General features: G+C 71.6%; 21 protein-coding genes. 18 read left to right on the plus strand and 3 right to left on the minus strand.

The annotated features are described in order from the left end of the window. The first annotated feature begins 146 nt into the window (after positions 1–146). Positions 147–1,328, plus strand: coding sequence for a winged helix DNA-binding domain-containing protein (locus ACFYZZ_RS33360; protein WP_389183997.1), 1,182 nt, complete (start codon positions 147–149; stop codon positions 1,326–1,328). Positions 1,329–1,377: 49 nt separating this feature from the next. Here the strand turns inward: ACFYZZ_RS33360 and ACFYZZ_RS33365 are convergent, their stop codons facing one another. Continuing rightward, positions 1,378–1,692 carry a hypothetical protein gene (locus ACFYZZ_RS33365; RefSeq protein ID WP_386574410.1) on the minus strand — a complete coding sequence of 105 codons (315 nt, stop codon included), beginning with the start codon at positions 1,690–1,692 and terminating at the stop codon, positions 1,378–1,380. A gap of 232 nt (positions 1,693–1,924) precedes the next feature. On the opposite strand from ACFYZZ_RS33365, the gene ACFYZZ_RS33370 reads away from it, so the two are divergent. From ACFYZZ_RS33370 to ACFYZZ_RS33380, 3 genes are all read left to right on the plus strand, one after another. Beyond that, on the plus strand, positions 1,925–2,581 hold the full coding sequence (locus ACFYZZ_RS33370) for a maleylpyruvate isomerase N-terminal domain-containing protein (protein ID WP_389184000.1): 657 nt from the start codon (positions 1,925–1,927) through the stop codon (positions 2,579–2,581). 51 nt (positions 2,582–2,632) lie between these two features. Continuing rightward, positions 2,633–3,001: an arsenate reductase family protein gene (locus ACFYZZ_RS33375; RefSeq protein WP_389184003.1), complete on the plus strand. Its 369-nt coding sequence runs from the start codon at positions 2,633–2,635 to the stop codon at positions 2,999–3,001. Between the two features lie 120 nt (positions 3,002–3,121). Then, entirely contained in the window at positions 3,122–3,862 is a 741-nt protein-coding gene (locus tag ACFYZZ_RS33380) for a hypothetical protein (protein ID WP_389184006.1), read from the plus strand. A gap of 3 nt (positions 3,863–3,865) precedes the next feature. Here ACFYZZ_RS33380 and ACFYZZ_RS33385 read toward each other — a convergent pair whose 3' ends face one another. Beyond that, entirely contained in the window at positions 3,866–4,732 is an 867-nt protein-coding gene (locus tag ACFYZZ_RS33385; RefSeq protein ID WP_389184009.1) for an alpha/beta fold hydrolase, read from the minus strand. 67 nt (positions 4,733–4,799) lie between these two features. Here ACFYZZ_RS33385 and ACFYZZ_RS33390 point away from each other — a divergent pair, with 67 nt between their 5' ends. The 9 genes from ACFYZZ_RS33390 to ACFYZZ_RS33430 all read left to right on the plus strand — a co-directional run bounded on the left by ACFYZZ_RS33390 (position 4,800) and on the right by ACFYZZ_RS33430 (position 13,975). After that, complete coding sequence (locus tag ACFYZZ_RS33390; RefSeq protein ID WP_389184012.1) at positions 4,800–5,267, plus strand: MarR family transcriptional regulator; 468 nt, start codon at positions 4,800–4,802, stop codon at positions 5,265–5,267. Between the two features lie 200 nt (positions 5,268–5,467). Then, entirely contained in the window at positions 5,468–6,499 is a 1,032-nt protein-coding gene (glnII, locus tag ACFYZZ_RS33395) for a glutamine synthetase (protein WP_389184015.1), read from the plus strand. A gap of 122 nt (positions 6,500–6,621) precedes the next feature. Continuing rightward, the gene (locus ACFYZZ_RS33400) at positions 6,622–6,744 is read left to right on the plus strand and encodes a hypothetical protein (RefSeq protein WP_386574418.1); all 123 of its coding nucleotides are present in this window, start codon (positions 6,622–6,624) and stop codon (positions 6,742–6,744) included. A gap of 80 nt (positions 6,745–6,824) precedes the next feature. After that, complete coding sequence (locus ACFYZZ_RS33405; protein WP_389184018.1) at positions 6,825–7,373, plus strand: winged helix-turn-helix domain-containing protein; 549 nt, start codon at positions 6,825–6,827, stop codon at positions 7,371–7,373. Between the two features lie 66 nt (positions 7,374–7,439). Next, positions 7,440–8,498: an NAD-dependent epimerase/dehydratase family protein gene (locus ACFYZZ_RS33410; RefSeq protein ID WP_389184021.1), complete on the plus strand. Its 1,059-nt coding sequence runs from the start codon at positions 7,440–7,442 to the stop codon at positions 8,496–8,498. 172 nt (positions 8,499–8,670) lie between these two features. Further along, positions 8,671–10,272 carry an IS200/IS605 family accessory protein TnpB-related protein gene (locus ACFYZZ_RS33415; RefSeq protein ID WP_389184024.1) on the plus strand — a complete coding sequence of 534 codons (1,602 nt, stop codon included), beginning with the start codon at positions 8,671–8,673 and terminating at the stop codon, positions 10,270–10,272. 80 nt (positions 10,273–10,352) lie between these two features. Next, positions 10,353–11,624 (plus strand): sensor histidine kinase, encoded by a 1,272-nt coding sequence (locus tag ACFYZZ_RS33420; protein WP_389184027.1) that lies wholly within the window; start codon positions 10,353–10,355, stop codon positions 11,622–11,624. Next, entirely contained in the window at positions 11,609–12,262 is a 654-nt protein-coding gene (locus tag ACFYZZ_RS33425; RefSeq protein WP_389184030.1) for a LuxR C-terminal-related transcriptional regulator, read from the plus strand. The genes ACFYZZ_RS33420 and ACFYZZ_RS33425 overlap by 16 nt, the downstream gene beginning before the upstream one ends. Positions 12,263–12,436: 174 nt before the next feature. Beyond that, positions 12,437–13,975, plus strand: a complete 1,539-nt coding sequence (locus tag ACFYZZ_RS33430) for a DUF1996 domain-containing protein (RefSeq protein WP_389184033.1) — start codon at positions 12,437–12,439, stop codon at positions 13,973–13,975. 122 nt (positions 13,976–14,097) lie between these two features. Here ACFYZZ_RS33430 and ACFYZZ_RS33435 read toward each other — a convergent pair whose 3' ends face one another. After that, positions 14,098–14,490, minus strand: a complete 393-nt coding sequence (locus ACFYZZ_RS33435; RefSeq protein WP_389184036.1) for a hypothetical protein — start codon at positions 14,488–14,490, stop codon at positions 14,098–14,100. A 97-nt stretch (positions 14,491–14,587) separates the two neighbouring features. Between ACFYZZ_RS33435 and ACFYZZ_RS33440 the strand changes: the two genes are divergently transcribed. The 5 genes from ACFYZZ_RS33440 (at position 14,588) to ACFYZZ_RS33460 (ending at position 19,805) form a co-directional block, all read left to right on the plus strand. Beyond that, complete coding sequence (locus ACFYZZ_RS33440) at positions 14,588–15,106, plus strand: tetratricopeptide repeat protein (RefSeq protein ID WP_389184276.1); 519 nt, start codon at positions 14,588–14,590, stop codon at positions 15,104–15,106. A 49-nt stretch (positions 15,107–15,155) separates the two neighbouring features. Next, entirely contained in the window at positions 15,156–17,078 is a 1,923-nt protein-coding gene (locus ACFYZZ_RS33445; protein WP_389184038.1) for a hypothetical protein, read from the plus strand. 82 nt (positions 17,079–17,160) lie between these two features. Further along, positions 17,161–18,057 carry a metal-dependent hydrolase gene (locus ACFYZZ_RS33450; protein WP_389184041.1) on the plus strand — a complete coding sequence of 299 codons (897 nt, stop codon included), beginning with the start codon at positions 17,161–17,163 and terminating at the stop codon, positions 18,055–18,057. Continuing rightward, the gene (locus ACFYZZ_RS33455) at positions 18,057–19,079 is read left to right on the plus strand and encodes a PDR/VanB family oxidoreductase (protein ID WP_389184044.1); all 1,023 of its coding nucleotides are present in this window, start codon (positions 18,057–18,059) and stop codon (positions 19,077–19,079) included. The genes ACFYZZ_RS33450 and ACFYZZ_RS33455 overlap by 1 nt, the downstream gene beginning before the upstream one ends. Before the next feature lie 36 nt (positions 19,080–19,115). Continuing rightward, positions 19,116–19,805: a TetR/AcrR family transcriptional regulator gene (locus ACFYZZ_RS33460; protein WP_389184047.1), complete on the plus strand. Its 690-nt coding sequence runs from the start codon at positions 19,116–19,118 to the stop codon at positions 19,803–19,805. Positions 19,806–19,813: the final 8 nt, after the last annotated feature.

The following is a 19,813-nucleotide window of genomic DNA, read 5'->3' on the forward strand; positions in this document are numbered from 1 at the left end:
CCCGTCACCTCCTGACCTCCTGTTCGCAGTGAAGGGCGTGGGGGTGGGCGTGCGCATGCCGGGTACGGCGATCGGGTGACGGGGCGGACTGTCAGTGGCGTCGGCGACGATGCGGGCAAGGCATGGTGAGCGACGCGGAGGTCGGCATGGGTGACGGACGGCGGCACATCGGCGTGGCGGAGCGGCGGGCCCGGCTCGCCCTGCGGCACCGTCTCGCGGGCCCGGCGCGGGCGGCGCGGCCCGAGGAGGTCGCCGAATCCCTGGTGGCCCTGCACGGCACGGACCCGGCGACGGTGTACCTGGCGGTGGCGGCGCGGCTCGCCGACCCGGCGAAGGCGGTGCCTCAGACCGAGCGGGCGCTGTACGAGGACCGTACGCTGGTCCGGATGCACGGCATGCGGCACACGGTGTTCGTGTTCCCGACCGGGCTGACGGCCGTCGTCCACGCGTCGACGGGCCTGACGGTGGCCGCCCGCGAACGGGCCTCCCTGCTCAAGGACATGGCCAAGGCGGGCGCCCCGGACGCGGACTGGCTGGCGGAGGTCGAGGCGTCCGCGCTGGCCGTACTGGCCCAGCGCGGCCAGGCGACGGCGGCGGAGCTGACGGCGGACGAGCCGCGCCTGCGCGAGCAGTTCGTGTACGCGGCCGGGAAGAGCTACGAGGGCGTCCACACGGTCTCCTCCCGCCTGCTGCGTGTGCTGGGCGTCGAGGGCAAGGTGGTCCGCGGCCGCCCGCTCGGCTCCTGGACCTCCGGTCAGTTCCGCTGGGCGCCGGCTCCCGAGCATCCCGAACTGGACCCGGCGCGGGCCCAGGCGGACCTGCTGGAGCGCTGGCTGCGGGCCTGCGGCCCGGCGACGGAGGCGGACCTGAAGTGGTGGACGGGCTGGCGGGTCACCGAGGTCCGGCGCGCCCTGTCCGCGATCGGCGCACAGGAGGTCCGTCTGGACGAGGGCACGGGGTACGTCACCGACGGCGACACGGAGCCGGCCACGGCCCCCGGGGAATCCTGGGCGGCCCTGCTCCCGGCCCTGGACCCGACGGCCATGGCCTGGCAGCAGCGCGACTGGTACCTCGCCCCGGACCTGCGCCCGCACCTCTTCGACCGCAGCGGCAACGTGGGCCCGACGGTGTGGTGGGACGGCAGGGTGGTAGGCGGCTGGGCCCAGCGGGCGGACGGGGAGATCGTCTGGCACATCCCCGAGCCGGGCGTACGCCGGGAGGCCGAGGCGGCGGTCGCGGCGGAGGCGGAGCGGCTGCGGGCGTGGGTGGGGACGACGAAGGTGACTCCGCGCTTCCGGACGCCCCTGGAGCGGGAGTTGTCGGCGTGAGGTGCCGGGTGCCCCGCGCGGACGCGCACGGGGCACCCGGCACCACGGCTCAGCGCGAGTACCGCATGAACGCCCGCACCATGTGGCACGTCGTGTCCGACGGCGGGTGCACGCCGATCTGCTCGGCCGTGCTGCGGATCGTCTCGTTGCGCGCCTGGTCGGGCAGGTAGATCCCCAGGTCGAGCAGGGCTATGGCCAGGCGCATGGCCTTCAGGCGCCGGTTGTGCGTGACGTACCAGTCGCGCGGCCGCCCGGCCGGCAGGGCACGCTTCTGCATCGGCACGTAGGGCGAGTCGAGCTGGACGGAACGCTTGGCGGTGGACTGGGTCGGCAACGGCTTGGTCTTCAGGGCGGCAGCGGGCACAGGCATCCTCCTGTCGCGGTCAGGGCAGCGCCGGAAGGCTCCGGCGATTCCCTCGAACACTGCCTCCAGTTTACTGCCCGGCACTGACAATGAGGGAGTCCAGAGGGTCCGTCAAAGGTCCAGGTCAGCAAGGAAATTGTCACCGCGTCACCGCAGGTTCGGGAGATGCGCGTGAGACGGCAGGAATTCGAACAGAATCGATGGCGGGGGCGGTCCGCGATACCGTGCCGCGGTGGACCTCTTCGCACGCTCGTGGACGGCCTTGCGCACGGCGGTCGCCGAGACCCCGGACGAGTACTTCGACCGGCCGTCCGGCTGCGCCGGCTGGCTCGTGCGGGACCTGGTGTGCCATCTGGTCATCGACGCCCAGGACGTCCTGATCACGTTGGTCACGCCCGCGGACGGCGAACCGACCGTGGACGCGGTCACCTACTGGGACCTCCTCGCCGAGCTGCCGACCGGCGAGGACCCGCTCGACGCGCTGATCCCGCGGCTGGCCGCCGCGTACGGCGAGCCGCGGTGGCTCAAGTTCCACCTGGACGACGTCGGCGGCGCCGCGGGCCGCGCCGCCGCCCTCGCCGATCCCGCCGCCCGCGTCAGCACCCAGGACAAGGTGCTGACCGTCGGCGACTACCTGTCCGCGTACGTGCTCGAGTGGACCCTGCACCACCTGGACCTGATCGCGCATCTGCCGTCGGCCGCCGAGCCGCCCGCCGAGTCCCTCGCGGCGGCACGCGCGTCGCTGGAGAAGATCGGCGGGATCCCGTTCCCCGCCTCGTTCTCCCACCGGGACGCATTGCTGGTCGGCACCGGACGCCGCACGCCGACCGAGGCGGAGAAGGCCGCGCTGGGCGACCTCACCGCGAGGCTTCCGCTGGTCCTCGGCTGAGCGGACCTTCGCTCCGCAGGCGGGGAACAGGGTTCGCGTACCGTGGGCCGCATGGAAATCTGGATCAATCCGGCCTGCTCCAAGTGCCGTAGCGCGCTCAGCCTTCTCGACGCCGAGGGGGCCGACTACACCGTCCGCCGTTATCTGGAGGACGTGCCCAGTGAGGACGAGATCAGGGCCGTACTCGACCGGCTCGGGCTCGAACCGTGGGACATCACCCGCACCCAGGAAGCCGCGGCCAAGGAGCTGGGGCTCAAGGAGTGGGCGCGCGACGAGACCTCGCGGAACCGGTGGATCACGGCCCTCGCCGAGCACCCCAAGCTCATCCAGCGCCCGATCATCACGGCCGACGACGGAACCGCCCTGGTCGCCCGCACCGACGAGGCCGTGCAGGAGGCGCTCTCCCGCAACAAGAGCTGAGCCAGGCTCAACTCCCCTGTGACACAGGTTACTTCGACAAACTCCTGCAACCGCTGAGTAACCTCGTTCGGGATCTCGTACATAGCGGCGTACGCTCCCCTACCTCTTCAGGAGGCGCGGATGTCGCGCAGGAGAACTCTCGGCACGAAGAAGAAGATCGCGCTGCTCGTCAGCGCCGCAGCGGTGGCGGGCGGCGGGGCCTTCGCGCTGGCGTCCACCTCGAACGCCGCGCAGAGCCCGCAGAACGCCAAAACGCTGTCCGCCGGGGACTCGACCGTCTGCCAGGGGCTGGCCACGGCCCACGGCAACAACGACAAGTTCATCGCGGACCAGAAGGCGAAGCCGGACGCGCAGTCGGCGGCCCGGATCGCCAACCGCGAGGCGGTCATCAAGCAGATCGAGGTCCAGCAGAAGGCTGCCGGATGCACCGTTGGGGAGTCGGCTCAGGGCTCCCAGGCGGCGCAGGGCAACGCGGGCCAGCAGGGCAATGCCGGGCAGCAGGGCAACGCGGGCCAGCAAGGAAACGCCGGGCAGCAGGGCAACGCCGGGCAGCAGGGCAACCAGCAGGCCGGCAACGCGGGAAACAACGGCGGTGGCGCTGCCGCGGCCGCCGGTCAGCAGGTGTGCAAGGGCTCCACCGTCACACTCTCCGGCGAGGGGGGCGCCCCGGCCGCGTCCAGCAACCAGTTCCCGGCGGGCACGACCCTGAAGGTCACCAACCTGGACAACAACAAGTCCACGACGGTGAAGGTCACCTCGGTCTCCGGCAGCTGTGTGCTGCTGAACAACGCGGCCTTCGAACAGGTCCGGGAGCCGGGCAAGTTCCTCATCCGCCGCGCGGTGATCGAGAAGGTGGGGTGAGGTTCAGCCACCGGACAGGAAATCGGTGAGGTGACGGGCCAGGCCGGGTGAGGCCGCCTGCGGCAGCGCGTGGTGGGAGACACCGGGCAGTACGACGGTCTCCACGTGCGGCAGCATCGCCGCGGCCCGGCTCGTCACCGTGGTGGGGTCATGGGTCCTGCTGTTCGCTGCCACGAGCAGCAGGACCGGCACCTCCAGGGCGCGCAGCGCGTCCGGTGCCGGGCGGGGGTCCGTCACCGGCTTCGCGGACGGGAAGCCCGCACCCGCCTCCTGGAGGGCCAGCCACTCGGGGTCGAGGGACACTCCCCCGGTCTCCCACCGGAGGAACGCGCGGACCCGGCGGGGCGCGGGCCGCAGCAGCATGGGCAGGGCGTGGAGCAGGTACGCCGCCTTGTATCCGGCGAAGCACAGGGTCGGATCCAGGAGGAACAGGCGGCGTACCCGAGCCGGTGTGCGCAGGGCGTGATGCAGGGCGATCCAGGCACCGTACGAGTGCGCGCCCACGTCGGCCGACGTCACGCCGAGGCCGTCCAGCAGGGCGTCCAGCCAGGAAGCCAGGTCGGCGACCGTGCGGGGGTGGCGGTCGGTGGCCGGGGTGCTCAGGCCGGGGGCGCCGATCAGGTCGGGGGCGTAGACGCGCCGGACGCGGGCCAGGTCGGCGGCCTGGGCGTACCAGGACGCGGAGGTCGCCGTGCCGCCCCCCGGCAGCAGGAGCAGCGGGGGCGCCTCGCGCGGGCCGCAGACGTTGACCCGGGTGTCACCGAAGGGCGTGGCGACAGTGAGCGCCTCGCGGTCCGCCGGCCATTTCGCCAGCACCTTCTCGTACGCAACCCGGAAGGCGTCGGCGTCGTACACGCTCGTCCTCGGCATGGAAACCCCCTATTATCTCGCTCGGCAAGATACTCGTTGAGCGAGATGGTACGTCCGGAGGACCTGTATGCCGACCCCGCCCCGCCCCGACGCGGTGCCCGAGCTGGAGTTCGTCCATCTGCTGCGGGCCGTCGCCGTCGAACTCGGCCTGCACAGCGCCCGGTTCGCGAACCAGAACGGCATGCATCCCACGGACGTACGCGCCCTGATCGCGCTCATGGACGCGCGGCGCGCGGGCGAGGAGATGACCGCCGGGCGGCTCGGGGCCGAGCTGGGGCTCAACTCGGCGGGGACCACCGCGCTCGTGGACCGGCTGGAGCGGGCCGGGCAGGTGCGGCGGGTGCGCGGGGAGCGGGACCGGCGGCGGGTCGTGGTGGAGGTGGAGGAGCGCGCGGTCGAGCTGGGCCAGGCGTTCTTCGGCCCGCTGATCGAGCGGTCGCTGGAGCTGCTGCGCGGGTACGACGAGCGGCAGCTGGCGGCGATCCGGGGATTCCTGGGGGGAGTTCGGGAGGCCGCCGCCGAGGGTCGGGAGTGAGCGCCCATACCCCGCGGGTCGGGCCCTCACAACGTGAGCCGGGACACAGAACCACCAGGTAACACGGGGTTCACACGAGAGCAATGATCGGGAAATCGCCTGTTGACAGGCTGCCCGGGAGATCGACGCGGCGCCCCAGTGCCGCAGCGCCGCAAGCACCCGCGAGTGCACCCGCACCCACCCCCGAAGGATGTGGCCCCGTGACCTTCAAGGCTGAGTACATCTGGATCGACGGCACCGAGCCGACGGCCAAGCTGCGTTCCAAGACGAAGATCATCACGGGTTCCCCCGCCGGTCTCGACGCGCTGCCGATCTGGGGCTTCGACGGGTCGTCCACGAACCAGGCCGAGGGGCACTCCTCGGACCGTGTGCTCAAGCCGGTCTTCACCTGCCCGGACCCGATCCGCGGCGGCGACGATGTCCTCGTCCTGTGCGAGGTCCTCGACATCGACATGACCCCGCACTCCTCCAACACGCGTGCCGCGCTGACCGAGGTCGCGGAGAAGTTCGCCGCGCAGGAGCCCATCTTCGGCATCGAGCAGGAGTACACCTTCTTCGACGGCGCCCGCCCGCTGGGCTTCCCCGAGGGCGGCTTCCCGGCCCCCCAGGGCGGCTACTACTGCGGTGTCGGCGCCGACGAGATCTTCGGCCGCGAGATCGTCGAGGCCCACCTGGACAACTGCCTGAAGGCGGGGCTCGCGATCTCCGGCATCAACGCCGAGGTCATGCCCGGCCAGTGGGAGTTCCAGGTCGGCCCGGTCTCCCCGCTGGAGGTCTCCGACCACCTGTGGGTGGCCCGCTGGCTGCTCTACCGCACCGCCGAGGACTTCGGCATCTCCGCCACCCTCGACCCCAAGCCGGTCAAGGGCGACTGGAACGGCGCCGGCGCGCACACCAACTTCTCCACCAAGGCGATGCGCGAGGGCTACGACGCGATCATCACCGCCTGCGAGTCGCTCGGTGAGGGCTCCAAGCCGCTCGACCACGTCAAGAACTACGGCGCCGGCATCGACGACCGTCTGACGGGTCTGCACGAGACCGCCCCGTGGAACGAGTACTCCTACGGCGTCTCCAACCGCGGTGCCTCGGTCCGTATCCCGTGGCAGGTCGAGAAGGACGGCAAGGGCTACATCGAGGACCGCCGCCCGAACGCCAACGTCGACCCGTACGTGGTGACCCGCCTCCTGGTGGACACCTGCTGCTCCGCCCTGGAGAAGGCCGGCCAGGTCTGATCCGCCCAGTGGCTGCCACGAGGGGCGTCCGCCGTCTTGGCGGGCGCCCCTTGTGTGTTGGGCGACGTCCGAGGAGTGAGAGCGGGCTCCTGCCCGGGCGGCTCATCTGCTTCAATGGGTCCATGGCCAGCTTCCGGAAGTACCGCGCCACGGGGCGCCATGACCTGGAGCCCTTCTGGCCGTCCCGTCAGCACCACGACTTCGACCGGGTGTGTTGCCGCGCGACGAACGCGCCGGCCCTCTAAAGCCGTACACCCCGGCCTTCGGCCAGCGCGCACGACGTACGTCCCCTGACGAACCTCTCGCGCGAAAGAGCTGACCTCTCATGGCGACCACTCGTTCCCTGTCCTCCGTCCCCGTCACCTCCCCCGCCCGGCACCGGCTGCGCGCCGTCGATCCCGACGAGGTGATCGACGTCGCGGAGTTCCTGCCGCCGGGCGCCACCTGGCTGCCCGCGCCCCAGCACACCCTGCCCTCGCTGCCGGGCCGGCCGCCGATGGTCGGATACCTCGTCCTCATCCCGGCCGACCGCCCGCACACCGTGCCGGACCATCACCCCGAGCACCCCGGCGACTTCGGCGACCCCCTCGTCCGCATCGACACTGCGCAGCGCACCGCCTCGGTCGACGGCCGCGAACTCGACCTCACCTACCTGGAGTTCGAGCTGCTCACCCACCTGGTGGCGCACCCGCACCGGGTGCACACCCGCGACCAGCTGGTCACCACCGTGTGGGGATACGGCCACGTCGGCGACGGCCGCACCGTCGACGTGCACGTCGCCCGGCTGCGCCGCAAGCTGGGCGCCCAGCACCGCCAGACGATCCAGACGGTGCGCCGGGTCGGCTACAAGTACACACCGCCGGCCGGGCGTTGACCCGGGCTGTCTGCCGACGGCAGACAGCCCTTCCCTCCCCGGCCCGTACCGGGCACGCTCCCCGGTATGAGACTTCTGGTGCTGGGCGGAACGGAGTTCGTGGGGCGGGCCGTCGTGGAGGCCGCGCTCGGGCGCGGCTGGGAGGTGACCGTCTTCCACCGGGGACGGCACCGGCCTCCCGAGGGGGTGCGGTCGCTGCACGGCGACCGCACCGCCGCCGACGGCCTGGCCGCCCTCGCCGCGGACGACACCACCTGGGACGCGGTGGTCGACACCTGGTCGGCCGCGCCCCGCGCCGTGCACGAGGCGGCACGGCTGCTGCGGGGCCGTGCCGGACGGTACGTGTACGTCTCCAGCCGGTCGGTGTACTCCTGGCCCTGGCCCCCGGGAGCCGGCGAGGACGCTCCGCTGGTCGAGGGCGCCGCCGCCGATGCCGAGTCGACCGACTACGCGCGGGACAAGCGGGGCGGTGAACTGGCCGCAGTCGAGGCGTTCGGCACGGAGGGCTCGCTGCTGGTGCGGGCCGGGCTGATCCTCGGCCCGTACGAGAACGTGGGCAGGCTCCCCTGGTGGCTGACCCGGATCGCCCGCGGCGGCCCGGTCCTGGCACCCGGGCCGCACGATCTGCCGGTGCAGTACATCGACGTGCGCGACCTCGCCGACTGGCTGGTGGGCGCGGTGGAACAAAAGCTGAGCGGGCCGTACAACCTGGTGAGCCCGCCCGGCCACACCACGATGGGTGAACTGCTGCGGGCGTGCGTCGACGTCACCGGCGCGGACGCCGAACTGCGCTGGACCGACCCGGAGGTGATCCTGGACGCCGGGATCGAGCCATGGACCGAGCTGCCGGTGTGGGTGCCGCCGGGCGGCGAGATGTACGACGCCGTGCACCGCGCGGACGTGTCCCGCGCCCTGGCCACGGGACTGGAGTGCCGGCCGGCCGGCGAGACCGTCGCGGACACCTGGCGGTGGCTGACCGGGATCGGCGGCAGTGCGCCGCAGCGCCCGGACCGGACGGCCAAGGGCGTGGCCCCGGAGGTGGAGGCGAAGGTGCTGGCCGGGGGCGGGCGTTCGGAACTGCCGCCGCTTGATCGGACTCAAGTGTGTTGTAACGAGCACGAGTGAGTACCGCCTGCTGCCGCCGGGCTGCGTGGACAGGCTTCATATGGGAGCGAACGCAAGTTTGCGTGCCGAATGGGTGACCTTCTCGGGTGGGGCTCGTTGGATGCCGTGACGGGATCTTCGACGCCGGTGGGGGTGAGGGGTGGGCGGGCTGCGGAAGTTGGCGGATCCGTTCGTGGCGCCCGGCCCCGCCGGGGTGGCTATCCGGGCCCGGCTGCGGGTGTCGGAGACGGATGCGGCGGTACTGCGAGCGGTAGGGGCATTTCTCGGTGCGTTGGCCGCCAGCGACCTCGCGGTGCGCTCCCGGCAGGGACTTTCTCACGATGCCGCCTCGTGGGCGGCGCGGAAGCGGGAGCTGTCCGGGGTCTCTTCGGCACGGTGGGCGGGCAGTATCACCAAGGCCACGCACGACCAGTGGGCGCTGGCGCGGCGTGGCCAGGGGGCCGAGATGGGATGGCTGCGCGGGCAGATCACGCGGATCGAGGCCCGCCTCGCCCGCCCTCTGAACGCCAAGGCGGACAAGCGGGCCGGACTGCCACGCGGGTACGGCTCGCGGGCGGAGTGGCATGCCAAGTCCCGCCGCATGCACGTACTCAAAGACCGGCTGACAGGGCTGGAGGCGGACTGGGCGGCAGGCCGGGTGCACGTGGTGCGCGGCGGCAAACGTCTCGCCCGCCTGCGCCACCACCTCGACGAGGCGGGGATGGATGAGCAGGTGTGGCGGGAGCGGTGGCGGTCGGCGCGGATGTTCCTGGCCGCCGACGGCGAGTCCGGCAAACGATTGGGCAACGAGACCATCCGCATCAGCGACGCCGGACAGGTCGCGATCAAACTCCCGTCCGCGCTGGCCCATCTGGCCAACGCACCGCACGGCCGGTACGAGCTGGAGGCGACCGCCGTGTTCAGGCACCGCGGCGAGGAGTGGGCGGACCGGATCACCACCAACCGGGCGGCGGCCTACCGCATCCACCACGACGTCCTGCGTGGCCGCTGGTATGTGACCGCGTCCTGGCAGCGCACTCCTGTTCCTGTGCTGCCGCTGGAGGCGGCCCTGGCCCGGGGCGTGGTCGCGGTCGACATGAACGACGACCACCTCGCCGCCTGGCAGTTGGACGTGCACGGCAACCCGGTCGGCGAGCCGCGGCGCTTCTTCTACGACCTGTCCGGCAGCACCCAGCACCGAGACGCCCAGATCCGCCACGCCCTGACCCGACTGCTGCACCACACCCGCCGCTGCGGGGCCGCGGCGATCGCAATCGAGGACCTCGATTTCACCGACGGCAGGACACGAGAGAGGTACGGCCGCAACAAACGCTTCCGCCACCTGATCTCCCGCTTCCCCACCGCCAGGCTGAAGGCCCGGCTCACAACGATGGCCGCCGAACAGGGTGTTGCGATCGTCGCGGTCGCCTCCGCCTACACCTCCCGATGGGGCGCCCAGCACTGGCAACAGCCCCTCACCAGCACAACTCGCAAGATATCTCGCCACGACGCGGCAGCCGTGGCGATCGGACGACGCGCCCTCGGGCACCCGATCCGGCGACGGACGACACCGCCCCGCAACGACCAGAGTGATCGTTACGGGCATCGGACCGCCCAGGCCGGACCAGGTGCCCCGGGACGTGAGGGACCCCGCCCCTGCATTGCCGGACCACGCACCAGATGCGTGCCGCCCGGACGCGGAGCGAAAGCGGGCGACCAGCGTGCCCAACACCGTTCGGAGCACGCGGCTGAGCAACAGTCCTGGCACCAGGACTCACTCCCACTCAGTCTCTAGGAACGGTGTAGCTGGCACCACCCCCTGACATGGGTCTTCGGCCCAGTGACCGGGGCCGACGGGTCGGCGAGACTTGTGACATGAACACCGAACTGAAGAGTGGCCGTGCCCGTGCGCGGACCCGAGAGGTAGTGCTGGCCGCCGTACAGGGACTCACGCTGGCCGTGGCCGTGCTCCCCTTCTCGGTGCTGCTCCTCGTCCTGACCCTCGTCTCCGTCGCGCTCATCCCGCTCGGCGTCGGCATCGTCACAACGCCGGCGATCCTGACCGCGGTGCGGGCTCTCGCGGACAAGCGCCGGGAACTCGCGGCCGAGTGGTGCGGGGTGCGGATCCGGTCGGCCTACCGGCCGGTCCCCGCGGGCGCCAACCCATGGACGCGCACCTTCACCATGCTGCGCGACCCGCAGGTCCGGCGGGACGTGCTGTGGCTGCCGGTGGACATGACGGCCGGCTTTGTGACAGCGCTGCTGCCGGCCGTGCTGCTCTTCTACCCCTTCGAGGGGTTCGCGGTGGCGGCCGGTCTGTGGCGGGTGCTCGCGGACGGGCAGACCTACTGGTACGGCTTCGTGCCGGTCACCGACCAGCCGTCCGCGCTCGGCGCCGCCGCCACCGCCGTGGTCCTCCTGGTCGCCGCCTACCGCCTCACCCCGCGTCTGCTGAAGGTCCACTTCAAGCTCACCCGGGCCGTCCTCGACGCCCAGCAGGGCGAACTCGCGGAACGGGTCCGGGTGTTGACCGAGACCCGGCGGGACGCCGTGGACACCTCCGCCGCCGAGCTGCGCCGCATCGAGCGGGACCTGCACGACGGGGCGCAGGCCCGGCTGGTCGCGATGGGCATGGACCTCGGCACCATCGAGATGCTGCTGGACAGGGACCCGGCCCAGGCGAAGAAGCTCCTCTCCCAGGCCCGCCGGAACTCGGCCGAGGCCCTGGAGGAACTGCGCGACCTGGTCCGCGGCATCCACCCGCCGGTGCTGGCCGAGCGCGGACTCGGGGACGCCGTACGGGCGTTGGCGCTGCGGCTGCCCCTGCCGAGCGAGGTGAGCGTGGAGCTGTCCGGCCGCACGGACGCGCCCGTCGAGTCGGCCGCCTACTTCGCGGTCAGCGAGGTGCTCACCAACGCCGTCAAGCACTCCGGCGCCGACCGGCTCTGGGTGGACCTGCACCATGCCGGCGACACGCTGCGGATCACGGTCACCGACAACGGCAGGGGCGGTGCCGTGATCGGGGCGGGCTCGGGGCTCGCCGGAGTCGAGCGGCGACTCGGTACATTCGACGGCGTCCTGGCCGTCAGCAGCCCCGCGGGCGGTCCCACCCTGGTGACCATGGAGATCCCGTGCGTGTTGTCCTAGCCGAAGACCTCTTCCTGCTGCGCGACGGACTGGTCCGGCTGCTGGAGGCCTACGGCTTCGAGATCGCGGCGGCCGTCGAGTCCGGGCCCGAACTCACCCGGGCTCTGGCCGAGTTGCAGCCGGACGTCGCCGTGGTCGACGTACGCCTGCCGCCCACGCACACCGACGAGGGGCTGCAGTGCGCGCTGCGGGCCCGGCAGGAACGGCCCGGGCTGCCGGTGCTGGTCCTGTCCCAGCACGTGGAGCAGCTGTACGCGCGGGAGCTGCTCGCCGACGGCAGCGGCGGGGTGGGCTATCTGCTCAAGGACCGGGTCTTCGACGCCGACCAGTTCGTGGACGCCGTACGACGGGTGGCCGCGGGCGGTACGGCGATGGACCCGCAGGTGATCCAGCAGCTGCTGTCCCGGCGGGCGGCCGACGACCGGCCGCTCGGCAACCTCACCCCGCGGGAGCGGGAGGTGCTGGAGCTGATGGCGCAGGGCCGGTCGAACGCGGCGATCGCGGCCCAACTGGTGGTGACGGAACGGGCCATCGCCAAGCACACCTCCAACATCTTCGGCAAACTGGGTCTTGAGGTGTCGGACGACGACAATCGCCGCGTTCTGGCCGTGCTCGCCTACCTCGACCACGACCACTGAGCCGAAATTCAACTTCCGCTGCTCAGGGGGCATTTGAGCCCCGAGTGCGGGGTAATCCTCTGACTAATTTGTGAGACGGCTGAACACCTCCGAAGCGGCGTCCGTATGGATGGACGCCGCTTCACTCCTGTCGGGCGCCTCGATGCTGCCCCGCAAGGAAGTCAGAGGAGTTCCATGGGACGCAACACACGAAAACGCCGTACGCCGCTGGCCACCAAGGCCATAGCCGCATCGGCGGCCCTAGCGCTCGGTGGGGGCGGGCTGATCTGGGCGAACTTCTACGCCTCGGCGCACGAGTCGAGCAACCAGTCGTGGGGAGGCAACCAGACCAAGGCCGCGACGGCGCAGGTCGCGACGATCTCCTGCCCGGACGTCGGCCAGAAGCTGACGAACGTGCCGAACCAGGCCCGCCAGGGCGTGGCGATGGAGCTGTCGAACCTCGACAAGCAGATCACGGAGGCCTACTCCCGCCTCGCCTCCACCCGGCAGTCGCAGACGAACGATCCGAGCTTCGTGCAGAACGCGATCGTCGGCCCCCTCAAGGAGAAGCGGGCCGCGACGATCGACCGGATCAGGATCGACATCCAGCGGGTCGGCGGTTCCTTCGACAACTCGCTCAAGCAGCTCGCCGCCTGTACGACGCAGACCGCCAACCAGACCACCGCCGGTGGTCAGCAGCAGAACGGCGGCCAGACGCAGAACACCGGTGGCCAGCAGCAGACCGGCGGGCAGCAGCAGACCGGTGGTCAGCAGCAGGCCGGCGGTCAGCAGCAGAACGTCGGCGGGCAGGCCGGCAACGGTCCGGTCGCGGCCGACTTCGTGGACATCACGAAGGTCGCGCCGAACGTCCAGGGCAAGCCGGCCAGGACCGGCAACGCCTCGACCGGTTCGTTCACCACGCGCTGCGGTGTGAACGCGAACAAGAACCACAACACCGACAACGTGATCGTGGCGCCCGGCGTGGCCAACGGCGCGCACCACCTGCACGACTACGTCGGCAACCAGAAGGTCAACGCGTTCTCCAGCAACCAGACGTTCCTGCAGGGCGGCACCAGCTGCCAGAACAAGAGCGACCTGTCGTCGTACTACTGGCCGGTGGTCCGCGTCCAGGACGGCACGCAGGACTTCGACCAGAACAAGGACGGCGGTGGCAAGGAAGGCAACGTCGGCAAGATCCTGACGCCGGTCTCGGCACAGATCAAGTACGTCGGCAGCCCGGCCAGCAAGGTCGTCGCGATGCCGCAGTTCCTGCGGATCATCACCGGTGACGCCAAGACCACCACCAACGGTCTGGCCAACGCCAACGCGCACTGGAGCTGCACCGGCTTCGAGAACAAGGTGCAGCTGACGTCGCAGTACCCGATCTGCCCGCAGGGCAGCAAGGTGGTGCGTACGTTCGCCTTCCAGAGCTGCTGGGACGGCCAGAACATCGACAGCGCCAACCACCGCACGCACGTGGCCTTCGCCGACCCGGCGAGCGGTGTCTGCGGGAACGGCTTCAAGGCGATCCCGCAGCTGAAGATGCGCCTGGTGTACGACATCACCCCGCCGACCATCCAGAACGGCCAGGTGAAGAACGCCTACGCGGTGGACGGCTTCCCGGAGCAGCTCCACAAGCCGGCCACCGACCACGACGACTTCATCAGCGTCACGACCAACGGCCTGGCGAACAAGATCGCGAACTGCATCAACAACGGTCAGCGATGCGCGTAGGGACCACGTAGTGGCCACGTAGTGAGAACCCCCTGGGAAAGCGGGCGGTGGGAATCTCCCACCGCCCGCTTTTCTTGTGCTGCGTTTTTCCTGTGCGCCGTCCTTCTTGTGACCCGAACAGGTCAGCCGCTGTGCGCGTGGTGGTTCGCGCCCACCTCGACGTCGCCGCCGAGCGTGCCGCGCAGCGCCTTGACGACCCCGTCGTCGCCGACGGCGACCCACTTGCGGCCGACGAGGTAGAAACCGCCGTAGTCCTTCGCATCGTTGATCCACTCGCGCTGGCCGCGGTCGGTGGCGAAGGTGGCGAGGATGAACTGCCCGTCGGTGTTCTTGCAGATGGCCTGGCGGATCTCGTCGGCGTCGGTCTGCATGTTCGGTTTGCACTTCACCTCGGCGGCCAGGCTCTCCAGGCTGCCCGTGGCGGTGGCCGGCACCGCCTTCGAGTCGCCGCTCGACCCACAGCCCGCCAGGGTCAGTGCCGCAGCGGCGCCGATCATCAGTCGCGTCAACCTCATCCGTTCCTCCGGTCCTGGTGGGCCAAGCATGCCCCAGCTCCTTCGGATACGGCTCCGGGCCGCGGTGCGCTCAAATCCGGTGCCGGGGTGGGCACGGGTGTGCGAGGGTGACCCGGTGAACCAAGACTGGGAAGACCGCGTGACCGCCGCCTGGGCGACCTTCGACGAGTACCCCGAGGAGCGGGCGGCCGAGTTCCGTGCCGTGATCGACAAGCTCGTCGCCGAGCTGCCCGACGGCAGTCCGCCGGCCCTGTTCGAGCAGGCCTGCGCCTGGGACTCGACCGGGCACTCGGACAAGGCGGCGCCGCTGTACCGGGAGGCGCTGGCGGGCGGGCTGAGCGGCTACAAGGGACGCCGGGCCAAGATCCAGCTGTCGTCCTCCCTGCGGAACATCGGGCAGGCCGAGGAGGGCGTCAAGCTGCTCACCCCCGAACTGGACGCGCCCTCGGACGAGTTGGACGACGCCGTACGGGCCTGTCTCGCCCTGTGCCTGTCCAGCCTGGGCCGTGATCGCGAGGGCCTCTCCCTCGTGCTCGGCGCCCTGGCCCCTCATCTGCCCCGCTACCAGCGGTCGATGGCCAACTACGCGCGCTTGCTGGTCGAACCGGAAGAGTGAGTCAACCGCTTGGCGGTGACCGATCAATGGCTCGCTCGTTCTTCCGGACGTGCAGTCACAGGATGTAGCCCAGCGTCACGCAGCTTCCTCCGCCGGGGCCACCGGCCCGGTCGTCGACGTCGAACAGGCCGAGGCCGCGCTCGTCGAGCACTACCCACGGCTGGTCCGGCTCACCCATCTGGTACTGCCGCCGGCCCTCGGCCGCAGCCGCCGGGTGCTGACGGCCCACGCCCTGGTCCAGCGCGCCCTGCCCCGGGGCCGCAAGCAGACGTCCGTGATCCCGGCCCAGTCCACGGGCCGGGAGGGCGACCCCGGGTACGCCTTCCTGCGGCTCCGGGTGCTGCGTGCGGCGCTGGAGGCGGCCCGCCCCCGCAAGGGCCGGCCGCGGCTCTCCCAGCTGCCGCCGCTGCTCCCGCAGGTGTGGGGGCTGCGCCTGTTCCCGCGCTCCGGCGGCGCCGACGAGCTGGCCCTGGACCAGCGGCTGTCCACCCTGTCCGGCCCGGCCCGCGCCGCGTACGTGCTGCGCGGCCTGGAGAAGCTGCCCGACGCGGACATCCGCAGGATCCTGAAGTCCGCCGGGGTCGACCACCCCGAGTCCGCGCTGGCGGAGGCCAACGGGGTGCCCGCGCAGGACGCGCTGCTCACCTCCCCCGAGTTCGACCCCTGCTGTCTGCAGGCCCGGCCCACCGACCTGATGCGCCGCCGCCAGCACACCAAGGCCGCGCTCGCCGCGGCGGCCGCGCTCGCGGTGTGCGGGGCGCTGGTGGCCATGCCGGGCGGCGGCTGGGGTCCCGACGGCGCCGCCGCGCCCGTCTACGCGGAGAACCCGGCGGCCGAGGCGGCCCTGGACCCCGGCAAGCTCACCCGCGTCGCCCCGACGGCGTGGGAGTCGGCGGCCCGCGACGACTTCTCCGTGTGGCCCGCACGCGGCCCGCTCACCGGCGACAAGGCCCTGCTGCGCCGCGCCCTCGCCGTCTGGGCCCGGCCCGGAGAGACGGTCCGTGTCTCGGCCACCCCCGGCACCCAGACCGGCGCTCCGGCCGGCCCGCCCCAGCTGCTGTACGCGGGCGAGGTGGACAACGCGCGCGTGGCGGTCTTCTACGACGGCCTGCGCGTCGCCCGCTACGCCGAGCCCATGGACGGCACCGCCGGCGCCGCCCTCGACTTCGCCCGCGTCGACGGCGCGACCGGCGCCGAGGCGAGCGCGCTGGTGCTCGGCCGCTCCGACGGCAACGTCCGCTACCTGACCGCCCCCTGGGTGAAGAAGGCCGCCGAGCGTGACCTGACGAAGCCGGACGCGGCCGCGGCACCCCTCACCGTCACCGACGGCGTCACCACACCGATGGCCAGCTCCGCCCTGCAGCCCGGCAGCTGCACCTCGTGGAACGTGCTCCAGCTGACCGACGCCTCCGGCACGCGACTCGCCGCGGACCTCGGCGAGCTGGTCCCGGCCCATCTCACCGCCGGACGCCCGGGTGCCACCGGTGAGGCGTCCGGCGCGGAAGGGCTGCGTGCGTGGGCGCCGTTCGCCTGCTCGCTGACCGCGGAACGCTCCGCGGGGGTGCGCAGCGTCAACGCCTGGGCGTTCGCGAACCAGCCGCTGCCCGACGGGAGCGGGGCGGCCGAGTGGGTGTGCACCAGGGCCGAGACCTGGCGCGGCGACGGTACGGCCGCACTGGCCCAGTTCCGGACGCCGGGCAGGCCGGTCGGCGCGGTCGTGGCCAAGGGCACGGACGTACGGGCCTGCGGTCCGCGCGACCCGCACGTCCTGGCCGGGGTGCTGTGGAAGTCGCGCGCCGGGAACTGGTACCTGCTGGCCGCGGGCGGCCAGGACACCGCGTCGATCCGGGCGACGGGCGGGGTCACCGCGTCCGGCCCGGGACCGCTGCTGGTGGCGCGGGCCGAGCAGGGGGCGCAGGCGCAGCTGAAGGGCATCCTGACGGACGGCAGCCCGGTCAGCGGGCTGCACTAGCGGACCGCGCTAGCTGACACTCGCGTCAACAAGGTGCTGCACGGGGGTTCTCAGATGACCTACCCGTCAGTACATTGACATCATGTCTAACACGCAGGCCCGGCCGGTGGAGTCCGAGCGCATACCGCTCAAGGCCCGCAACGTGTCCTTCTCCTGGGAGGACACACCGCTGCACTGGGTGCCCGGCGACCCGTTCACCACGCACACGATCAACGTGCTGCACCTGCTGCTGCCCGCCGGTGAGCGGTGGTTCGTGCATGTGTACAAGCAGGTGCTGCCGCTCATCCGGGACGACCGGCTCCGCGAGGACGTCGTCGGCTTCATCGGGCAGGAGGCGATGCACTCCCAGGCCCATGACGAGGTCCTGCCGCATCTGAGGGAGCAGGGGCTCGACCCGACGCCGTACACCGCGCAGGTCGACTGGTTCTTCGAGAAGCTGCTCGGCGACCGCACGCTGCCCCCGGGCCGGGCGCGCCGCTGGTGGCTGCTGGAGCGGGTCGCGCTGATCGCGGCCATCGAGCACTACACCGCCTTCCTCGGCGACTGGGTGCTCAACGCCGCCGAGCTGGACCGGCGCGGCGCCGACCCGACCATGCTGGACCTGCTGCGCTGGCACGGCGCCGAGGAGGTCGAGCACCGCTCCGTCGCCTTCGACCTGTTCCTGCATGTCGACGGCAGCTACCGGCGCCGGGTGCGCACCTGGGCGACGGCCTTCAGCGCGCTGGTGTTCCTGTGGCAGCGCGGGGTCCGCTTCTTCATGGAGAACGACCCCACTCTGGTGGACGGCAAGGCCTCGTTCAAGGAGTTCTATCTGAGCGGCCGCCGGGGCACCCTGCCCACGACCGGTGCCATGCTCAGGTCCATCCCGCGCTACCTGAGCCACGCCTACCACCCCTCCCAGGAGGGCTCCACCGCCCAGGCGGTCGCCTACCTGGCCTCCTCCCCCGCCGCGCTAGCGGCCGAGAAGACGGGGTCGTGATGCCGAAGCTGCGCACCGTCGCGCTCGTCGCGGGCGCCGCCCTGCTGACCCGGCGGGCCCTGCGCCGCCGCGTCCAGGCCTCGCCGCTGTGGCCGCTGCCCGCGCTGGAGGAACCGACCTCGGGCCGGCCTCGCTCACGGGCGCTGAGGCTGCTGGTGACCTCGCACGAGAAGGTGGCCGACGGGGTCGTGCAACTCCGGCTTGAGGGCTCGCAGTTGCCTCACTGGGAGCCCGGTGCGCATCTCGACGTCGTTCTGCCGTCGGGGCTCGTGCGGCAGTACTCGCTGTGCGGCGACCCGGAGGACACCTCGTCGTACACCGTCGCGATCCGGCTCGTCGAGGACGGGCGGGGTGGCTCGCGTGAGGTGCACGAGCAGGTCACGGAGGGGACGGAGCTGGAGGTGCGGGGGCCGCGAAACCGCTTCCCGCTGGTCGGGGCGCCGTCGTACGTCTTCGTCGCCGGCGGGATCGGGATCACCCCACTGCTGCCGATGCTGCGGGCGCTTCCCGAAGGCACGGACTTCCGGCTGCTGTACGCCGGCCGGACGCGGGCGTCGATGCCGTTCCTGGAGGAGCTGGAGAAGCTGGGCCGGGACCGCGTGACCGTGGTGGAGGGGCTGCCCGATCTCGACGCACTGCAGGTGCCGGAGGGAGCCCTCGTCTACTGCTGCGGGCCTGAGGGGCTCATGGCAGCCGTCGAGGAGCGCTTCCCGCAGGTCCGCCTGGAGCGGTTCGCGCCGCGCACCTCGGCCGACGGCAACCACGCGTTCGAGGTCGAACTGCGCCGCAGCGGGCGGACGTTGACGGTGCCCGCCAACTCCACCGTGCTGGCCACCGTACGCCGTGAACTGCCGGACACCGCCTACTCCTGCGAGCAGGGTTTCTGCGGGACCTGCCAACAGCGGGTGCTGGAGGGCGAGGTGGGCCACCGGGACGAGCTGCTGACCGATGCGGAGCGTGCCGACTCGATGCTGATCTGCGTATCGCGGGCCCGGAGCGATCGCTTGGTGCTCGACATGTGATCACTGACGACCGAATCCGGTCGGTAAGGTGTGCACATGAGTACCGGGGTTCGCCGCAGGATGGGCGTCGAGGAGCGGCGGCAGCAGCTGATCGGTGTCGCACTCGACCTGTTCAGCCGCCGTTCGCCCGACGAGGTCTCGATCGACGAGATAGCGTCGGCGGCGGGTATCTCGCGCCCGCTCGTCTACCACTACTTCCCCGGCAAACTCAGCCTGTACGAAGCCGCGTTGAAGCGGGCCTCGGAGGATCTGGCGGCCCGCTTCGCGGAGCCGCACGAGGGCTCGCTCGGGGCCAGGCTGCTGCGCGTGATGCGCCGCTTCTTCGACTTCGTCGACGAGCACGGGCCCGGCTTCTCGGCCCTGATGCGCGGCGGCCCGGCTGTCGGCTCCTCGACGACCAACGCCCTCATCGACTCCGTACGGCAGGCCGCCTACGAGCAGATCCTCGCGCATCTGGGCGTCACCGAGGCATCCGCGCGCATGGAGCTGGTCGTCCGCTCCTGGATCTCGCTCGCCGAGTCGACGGCGCTGATCTGGCTGGACGGCCGCCGCATCCCGCGCACCGAGCTGGAGCTGCAGCTCGTGCACGACTTCGCCGCGCTGGTGGCGGTGAGCGCCGCCCACGACGCGGACATGGCCGCCCTGCTGCACACCATGGTCAAGGACGAGCCGGCCGACGGGCCCTTCGCGGAGCTCGTCGGCCGGCTGATGTCCCTGGCGCCCTGAGGGGCGAG

Origin of the sequence: Streptomyces sp. NPDC001816 (genome assembly GCF_042892235.1) — a bacterium.
GTDB lineage: Bacteria > Actinomycetota > Actinomycetes > Streptomycetales > Streptomycetaceae > Streptomyces.